Annotated in this window: 10 protein-coding genes; 4 read left to right on the top strand and 6 right to left on the bottom strand. The window is 58.9% G+C overall.

What is annotated here, in order from left to right; translation table 11 throughout:
- Both K2Q04_RS15420 and K2Q04_RS15415 read right to left on the bottom strand, forming a co-directional pair.
- Positions 1-449 (bottom strand): bifunctional nuclease family protein (locus K2Q04_RS15420; RefSeq protein WP_291165529.1); only part of this gene is annotated, 449 nt, incomplete at its 3' end.
- Between the two features lie 272 nt (positions 450-721).
- The gene (locus K2Q04_RS15415) at positions 722-1,108 is read right to left on the bottom strand and encodes a hypothetical protein (protein WP_291165527.1); all 387 of its coding nucleotides are present in this window, start codon (positions 1,106-1,108) and stop codon (positions 722-724) included.
- A 634-nt stretch (positions 1,109-1,742) separates the two neighbouring features.
- Between K2Q04_RS15415 and K2Q04_RS15410 the strand changes: the two genes are divergently transcribed.
- On the top strand, positions 1,743-3,008 hold the full coding sequence (locus K2Q04_RS15410) for a DUF763 domain-containing protein (RefSeq protein ID WP_291165550.1): 1,266 nt from the start codon (positions 1,743-1,745) through the stop codon (positions 3,006-3,008).
- On the opposite strand, the gene K2Q04_RS15405 is transcribed toward K2Q04_RS15410, so the two are convergent.
- On the bottom strand, positions 3,005-3,418 hold the full coding sequence (locus K2Q04_RS15405; protein WP_291165525.1) for an NUDIX hydrolase: 414 nt from the start codon (positions 3,416-3,418) through the stop codon (positions 3,005-3,007). The two genes, K2Q04_RS15410 and K2Q04_RS15405, sit on opposite strands and share 4 nt — an antisense overlap.
- Before the next feature lie 142 nt (positions 3,419-3,560).
- Between K2Q04_RS15405 and K2Q04_RS15400 the strand changes: the two genes are divergently transcribed.
- Complete coding sequence (locus K2Q04_RS15400; RefSeq protein WP_291165523.1) at positions 3,561-3,821, top strand: histone deacetylase; 261 nt, start codon at positions 3,561-3,563, stop codon at positions 3,819-3,821.
- Between the two features lie 65 nt (positions 3,822-3,886).
- Here the strand turns inward: K2Q04_RS15400 and K2Q04_RS15395 are convergent, their stop codons facing one another.
- Positions 3,887-4,093: a hypothetical protein gene (locus K2Q04_RS15395; RefSeq protein WP_291165521.1), complete on the bottom strand. Its 207-nt coding sequence runs from the start codon at positions 4,091-4,093 to the stop codon at positions 3,887-3,889.
- Between the two features lie 180 nt (positions 4,094-4,273).
- On the opposite strand from K2Q04_RS15395, the gene K2Q04_RS15390 reads away from it, so the two are divergent.
- A complete protein-coding gene (locus K2Q04_RS15390) occupies positions 4,274-4,489 on the top strand; it encodes a 2TM domain-containing protein (protein ID WP_291165519.1) in 216 nt (71 codons plus the stop codon).
- Between the two features lie 368 nt (positions 4,490-4,857).
- Positions 4,858-6,762 (top strand): aminodeoxychorismate synthase component I, encoded by a 1,905-nt coding sequence (gene pabB / locus K2Q04_RS15385; protein WP_291165518.1) that lies wholly within the window; start codon positions 4,858-4,860, stop codon positions 6,760-6,762.
- Here the strand turns inward: pabB and K2Q04_RS15380 are convergent.
- Together K2Q04_RS15380 and K2Q04_RS15375 are read right to left on the bottom strand one after the other, a co-directional pair.
- Positions 6,733-6,978: a hypothetical protein gene (locus K2Q04_RS15380; protein ID WP_291165516.1), complete on the bottom strand. Its 246-nt coding sequence runs from the start codon at positions 6,976-6,978 to the stop codon at positions 6,733-6,735. The genes pabB and K2Q04_RS15380 overlap by 30 nt on opposite strands.
- 120 nt (positions 6,979-7,098) lie before the next feature.
- A complete protein-coding gene (locus K2Q04_RS15375) occupies positions 7,099-7,314 on the bottom strand; it encodes a hypothetical protein (protein WP_291165514.1) in 216 nt (71 codons plus the stop codon).
- Positions 7,315-7,326 lie beyond the last annotated feature (12 nt).

The following is a 7,326-nucleotide window of genomic DNA, read 5'->3' as shown; positions in this document are numbered from 1 at the left end:
GGGGGGTCGCAGGCGACGGCGACGGCGATCGCGTCGCTCGGGCGGGCGTCGATCTCGACCAGCTCGCCGTCGTGGCGGACGCGTAGGCGGGCGTAGTAGACGTGCTCGCGCAGCTCGGTGATCACCACGTCTTGCAGCGTGGCGCCGAGTCCCTCGACGACCGACACGAGCAGGTCGTGCGTCAGCGGCCGCGGCGTGGTCTGGCCGCGCACGTGGCGGTCGATGCTGCTGGCCTCGAAAAAGCCGATGACCATCGCAAAGGCGATCCAAACAGCTCCGTGTTGTGAGGGATTGGATAAGGCGTCGACCAGCTTCTTCAGGCCATACTGCGTCGACACGGAAAATGTAACGGCCGCGATGACCGACGCGAGTATCGCGATATGGCTCCAGCGATAGCTGCCAAGGATCGCAATGATAAAACGGTATGGGTGCTTTGCAAAAGCCGACAAGTCATTCGTCAAGATACGCTTCCCTCAAGACTCGGGCACTTCAGTTTGGCGGGGCTTGAACTCCGGCCTCGGTTCGCAATGTCCGCGGAAGACGCGGTCGAGCACCAATTTTAAAAGCGACGTTTTTTATTCAACTCTGCAGATGCGGCTATCGAACGTCGCCGGGGCTGCGACTGGTTAACCCAGGCTGTGCCTGAAGGTCATTACGAACATGCTCATCCGAAAACGTACTCCGGGTTCTCGTCCGGAACTGTGATTTGGCTCCTAAGTTCCTATGTGAAGATGGGGCGAATAGGATTGAAGATGATGACGAAATTTTTAATCGCGCTCTCATCCGGCTTGATCATTGGCATGTCGTCAGCTGCATTCGCGCAGAGCACGACAGCGCCCGTTGGCGCAACGGGGGCGACCAGCACGACGAGCAGCCCGCTGACGCCGACGATTGCCAATCCGGTGCTCACGAACAACGCCACGACTTCGCAATCGAGTTCGCAGCTACCATCGTTTCTTGTGCAATCCCCGCCCGAGACGATCAGAATAGATCCGTCTGCTCCGAGTTCACTGAGTCTGGTGATCGGCCCCACCAATTCAAACACCGCCATTCTCAATGGCGACGTGATAACGTCGTCGACGCCGCCCGCAACGGGGCTCGCACTCAACGCTTTTGTGACTCAATCCGGACTATCGGCTCCGCCCGCTCCATCGGCGATTTCTCCGAGCTTCTACCCATCGCCACTTGCTGTGCCGGCCTCTACCGCGGCGTTCCTATCGCAATTCCAGGGCGGTTTGACGGGTATCGGGGTAACCACCGGCAGCACCTTGCCGCCAGCCGCCGGGCCAACAAGCGGGACGTCTAGCACCCCTGGCGCGACGTCCACCCGAAGCTCTATTGGAACCGGGAGATCGTCGAGCCGTTAGGCAGATATTGCATCGGCGGCGTCATCACCGGGTGAAGCCTGCGTTCGTTCGCCGCAAGAAATAGGTTTGAACGCTGTGTTCGGGAACAACCGACCTCAGGCGTAGTTCATGATCGGCGAGGGGGCAAGGCCTCCCACTTTCGAGGAAAATCGACCGCGATATTTTCCGCGGGTATTCTGCATTCACAGAGGTATCGGTGCATGAAGATAGGCGAATTCACGCGGCGCGCACGTGCGTCCCGGTTGGACAGGAAGGCAAAATATGAGGCAGCCTTCGAGCGGGCTCGCCGCGATTTAAATTTGTCCGAAGGTACGGCGCTGTGGTCGCGTCCGGCGACTCATCATACGTTTATAAGAAGCAGTTCTGATGGAGCCGATGGCACAACGAACGGGAAGCGCTGATCTTCCGCTGCATGGCGGTCACGTGCCCGCGTGGCTCTCGGCCCGGATGGCTTCGCTTGGCGCCGTGATCTGCGAAGCGATCGTACAGGAATATGGGCGAGACGAATTACTGAGCCGTCTCGCCCATCCCTTTTGGTTCCAGTCGTTCGGCGCCGTCATGGGCATGGACTGGCATTCATCTGGCGTGACGACGACAGTCATCGGCGCATTGAAACGCGGACTGGAACCCGCGAAGGACGAACTGGGCATCTACGTTTGTGGCGGCCGGGGCAAGCATTCGCGGCGCACGCCCGAGGAATTGAGCGCAATCGGTGAGCGCGTCGGCATCGATGCCGACGAACTGAGCAAAGCAAGCCGCCTCGTCGCCAAGGTCGACAGCGCGGCCGTTCAGGATGGCTTCGATCTTTATCTCCACGGCTTCTTCGTGACCCGCGAAGGCAACTGGACTGTCGTCCAGCAAGGCATGAACACGGATAAGGGACAGGCCCGCCGTTACCATTGGTTTTCCAAATCGCGATCGAACTTCATCGATGAACCCCATGCCGCAATAGATGGACCGGCGCAGGGTGAAATCGTCAACCTAACCGATCGTCGGGCGAACGCGTCGCGATCAGCACAACTCGACCTGCTGTCGACATTGGGGCCAGATAAAATAGTCGCCGAGCTGTTAGATGAACTGTTGGAGCAGTCGACGCCCGAACCATCCGAGCAGCTGTCGCTGCCCCATCTCGAGATGCCCGCTCACCACGACGTGCGATCGAGTGACGTCTTCATCCGCCGCCTGCACGGAACGCTCGCCGCCGCTGCCGAGCAAGGACCTAAAGATTTTCCTGACCTGCTCCTGATACCGGGAGTAGGCGCAAGAACCGTTCAATCGCTTGCGATGGTCGCCGAAGTGGTGCACGGCGCGCCGTATCGATTTCAGGATCCCGCACGCTTTTCACTCGCGCACGGCGGCAAGGACAGCCATCCCTACCCCGTTGCGACAAGCGTCTACGATGAAACGATTAAAGTCCTGAAGTCTGCGGTTCAAAAAGCCAAGCTTGGGAATAGCGAAACGCTCGCCGCGCTGAAGAGGCTCGATGATCAGGCGAGAATGCTGGAACGGACAGCCAACGGTCCATTGTTCGAAACACATATCGCCCGCGAACGAGCAGCCTCGCCGTCTCTCGGCGGCCGCTCTGTTTTCGGTTGGGAGGGTGTGACGGCGCCGATGACCAAGGCCGGCGGAGCGCGCTAGCTTTTTGGCCGGACTTCAAGACTCGCGATGAGGATCTTCAATCCCGGCTCCCGGACCTTTTTGACCGCATCCCCTTGCGAAAACCACACGCGCGTCCGCTGGTCCTGCTCGCGCCACCGCTTCATCTCTTTCTTCACCCATAAGACGTAGCAGGTGACGGTGAGGACGCGAATGTTTTCGCCCGTTTTCTTCCGGTAGCGATAGCTGCCGACTGGGACGCGGGAGATCTTGCCCGTTACGCCAGCCTCCTGTTTGGCCTCGCGCGCAGCCGCGGCGGGATCGCTCAGCCGCTTCGATGGCCAACCTTTCGGAATGACCCACCGTCCCGTTTCTCTGGAAGATATGAGAAGGATCTCGAAACCGCCGCGCGACTTGCGGACGGGAAGAGCTCCAACCTGCAGAATTGTCATAAATTGTCTTCCATTCCAGCAGATAGGCGACGGCGCCCTTATCACCGATTTGACGGAACGGGGCTTTGTTCAACGCGTCTCTGGAACCTTCCTCTCACGGGCCCTGTTATTTTTCCAGAGTATCGATAGAGGAACCCCCCTAATGGCTCTCTATACCGATCCACAAACGGGTCAGCGCCGGGAAGTGGATGATCTTTCGCGCCCCAGGGCGAGTTCTTCGCTTGGGATCGTCGCACTCTTGATCGTGCTGGCGCTCATAAGCTGGTATTTCTTCGGCCGCGTCAGTCCGACCGTCAACACGACGAACACTGGCGCGTCTACTGTCACCGCGCCCGTTACGTCGCCTCCAACCCCGAATGCGAGCCCGGCACGCCCGGCTCCGTCGCCGAACCCAGGCCCCTAAGAGCGAAAGCCCGGATACGACTACGCGGCGGCCCGATGACGATCCGGGTATTGTGGAAGTTCGGGCTATTTCGATTTGGATCGTTCGGATTTTGCTTTTTCTGACAGCTTTTCGACGAGATCTTTATCGATAAGGGGCGGTCTGCGATCGATGGGCCGCACCGGTTCGTCCTCCTTGCGATCGACTGCAATCGGATCGCTACCGGGGAAGGTTTCCTTCAAAGCTTCATTCAGCTCTTTGTCCACTTGAGCCTTCGGCTTCTCGTTACTCATTGAGGTTCTCCAAGCGCCCACCACCCAGCCGACGCGTGGCAGATTGGGCTCCATGTGACTGAACGTTTTAACGAAAGCAGCAGTTCCGATACGGCGAACGGCCGATTAAGAATAGAAATTCGAGCGCGAGCTAAGAAAAACCTATAAACACAGCACTGAATTTAACGGTCGGAGACCGAAATGAACAGGCTGCTGCAGAACCAAGGCTTCAGGATTCACTTGACGGCCTATGTGATCGTCAATGTGATCCTCATAATCATAAATCTCATGAACCCACAAACGATCTGGTTCTACTGGGTGCTCCTCGGCTGGGGCATCGGTCTTTTGGCGCACGGCTATTCGGTATGGCGGGCGCCGTCTCGCCCTGTAAGGCCCGTGCCGCCCATACGTCGTTGACACATACGAGGCGAGATCCAACGATCGTAGTGAGAGAGATCATCTCGCATGCGTGCGTGGATAGAGATCCGTGCGCGGAGTTGTTGCGCCCGGTTATGGATTGATAGACCGGCGGTTGGCCCGGATATCCTTTCTAAGCGCAATCGCCATCATCGCCGGATTTCATCCCCGAGGATGACCCAGGCGCATTCTTCATTTCGGTTCAGTCGCCGGGTGGCGCATCCGTCAATCGCACGACCGGCGTCGTCGAGCAGGTCGGGCTAGCTGAGCCAAGGGGCTAGTAGGGGGAAGCCATGACGGCGAAATCGCGCAGATTTGCCGGTGACGACGGTGTGGTAATCCCACGGCGGCCGGGCTAGAAGCGCCCTATGAATTCCTCTTCCTCAAAAATCGCAGGGGTCGTCGCTTCGGCCCCGTACAATGTGAGCTCTGAAGGATCGGCCAGACCTACGCCGACCCTCGCCGAAGGCTTCGTGCTGCTCGACAACAGCACAAGCCTGGACGCCGTATCGAAGCTCTTCGAGAAGCCGGTCGAAATCATTCGTGCCGACGCGCCAGAAGACGTCGAAGCGGCGCTGGCGGCCCTTCAGGCCGGCATTGCCCGAGGCCTGCACGCGGCCGGGTTTTTCTCTTATGAGCTTGGATACCTGCTTGAACCGAGGTTGACGCATCTTTTGCCGGCCCGGCGCAAGGTGCCCCTCCTTTGGTTCGGCCTATACACCGCGCCCCGAGAAATGACGGGCGCCGAGGTCCAGGGATGGCTGACGCAAGAGGCAATCGGCAATCCGACGCTGGGCGAGCTGGCTCATAGCTGGGATAGCGTCTCGTATTTGAAGCGCTTCGATGAAGTTCAAAAGAATATCCGAAGTGGCGACATCTACCAGCTCAACCTCACGTTCAAAGCGAAGTTCAATCTCGAAGGCTCGCCGCTCGCCCTCTACCGCGACCTGCGCCTGAAACAGCGCGTCGCTTATGCGGGCCTCGTCGATACGGGCGACGTCACGATCCTCTCCGCGTCGCCGGAGCTCTTCATCGATCTCCATGATCGCGTCATCGAAACTCGGCCGATGAAGGGAACCGCGCCGCGTGCCGGCACGCCTGAAGGCGAGGCGGAAGTGCGACAGGGACTTTCGACCGACGTCAAAAACCGCGCCGAAAATTTGATGATCGTCGATTTGATGCGCAACGACTTGGGCCGCATCGCCGACCTCGGCTCCGTAAGCGTGACGGATCTCTTCACAATCGAGACATTCAAGACCCTTCATCAGATGACATCGGGCGTTCGCGCACATCTGAAGGACGGCGTCGGCATTACCGACATTCTGAAGGCTATCTTTCCGCCGGGTTCCATCACCGGCGCTCCGAAGATCAGGGCGATGGAGCTGATCCGCGAACTCGAAACCGAAGCTCGCGGCGTCTATTGCGGCGCCATTGGAAATTTCTCGCCGGACGGTTCGGCGCAATTCAACGTCGCGATCCGGACCGCTGTGATCGATCGTAAGGGCGCTGGTGAAATGGGCATCGGCTCGGGCGTCGTCGCCGATTCCGATGGCCCGAAAGAATATGCCGAGTGCCTGCTCAAGATGAAGTTTCTGACTGACCCCGTTCGCCGCTTCGAGCTGATCGAAACGATGGTCTACGTGCCGGGCGACGGCGTGTGGCTAAGGGGCTATCACCTCGCACGGCTGGCCGCATCGGCGGCTTATTTCGGATTTGCCTATGACGCGACGAAAGTGCGCGACGCAATCGATGCGGCGATCGCTGAACAGCCCGATAACCGGCTGCGCGTAAGGCTCCTTCTCGATGAGGATGGGGCAGTGTCGGCAACCGCAACTCCGCAGCCGGAAACCGCCGCCGACGCCGTCATGCGCTACGTCATCTCCGACACGCGCTTGAATAGTGGCGACTTGTTTCTCTACCACAAGACAACGCGTCGAGAGCTTTATGACCGGGAATGGAAACACTATTCCGATACACTCGGCGCCGACGAAGTGATCTACCTCAACGAGAACGGCGAACTCACGGAAGGAAGCCGCACCACGATCTTCATCGAAAGGGATGGCAAGCTCGTAACGCCACGGCTCGCCGCAGGCCTTTTGCCCGGAACGCTTCGGGCTGCGCTTATCGATGAGGGGAGGGCTGTCGAGGCCCCGCTGAGGATTGAGGATATCAACTCGGCACGCGCGATCTACCTCGGAAACTCGGTGCGCGGCCTTGTTCGCGCCGAGCCTCTTGTGCCTCCCCTATCGGGCGACCACAGGCACCAGGACTGATCCTTTGTCGGCTCCGTTATCGACGGGCCATTGCGAGACGGGGCTGACCGTCTTCAACGAAGTCTTCGTCTCGTGATGAGAAGCAACGGCGATCGCCGCGAGAGCCGCAAGCGTCAATGCAACAGCAGCCAAGATGGCTTTCGATGAAAGCCGCGCGCGCCGTGCAAAGACTTGAGGAATCTCTTTCGTCATGCCTTGACCGATACTCAGCAGCATGACGTCGCTCTAGTCCGCCGGATGCCGCGCGACACCTGCGCACATCGTGAACGGACGGTCTCATAAAGAAGAAAAATTGCTACAAACCCTCAGTGAACGGCGATTGGATTCGGCGTGCGCTTACATCCCTCGGACCATGCAACCGAGCATAAGGATCGCGTACGACATGAGCATCGCCCAGGATTCGTTTCCGGTGAGCCAAGGGATCTCTGCACCGAAGAATTTCGACATCAAAACGATCACCGTCAGGATCACTGAAAGCATAAAAGTTACAATACCCGGCGCCTTCAATCCCATGTCGTGCACTCCCTCCTCGGCTCTAAATCGAACGCGCATGTGTCTGCTCCC

The organism is Hyphomicrobium sp., from assembly GCF_019753045.1.
GTDB lineage: Bacteria > Pseudomonadota > Alphaproteobacteria > Rhizobiales > Hyphomicrobiaceae > Hyphomicrobium_B.
The sequence above is the reverse complement of the archived record's forward strand: the minus strand, read 5'-3'. Positions and strand labels throughout refer to the sequence as shown.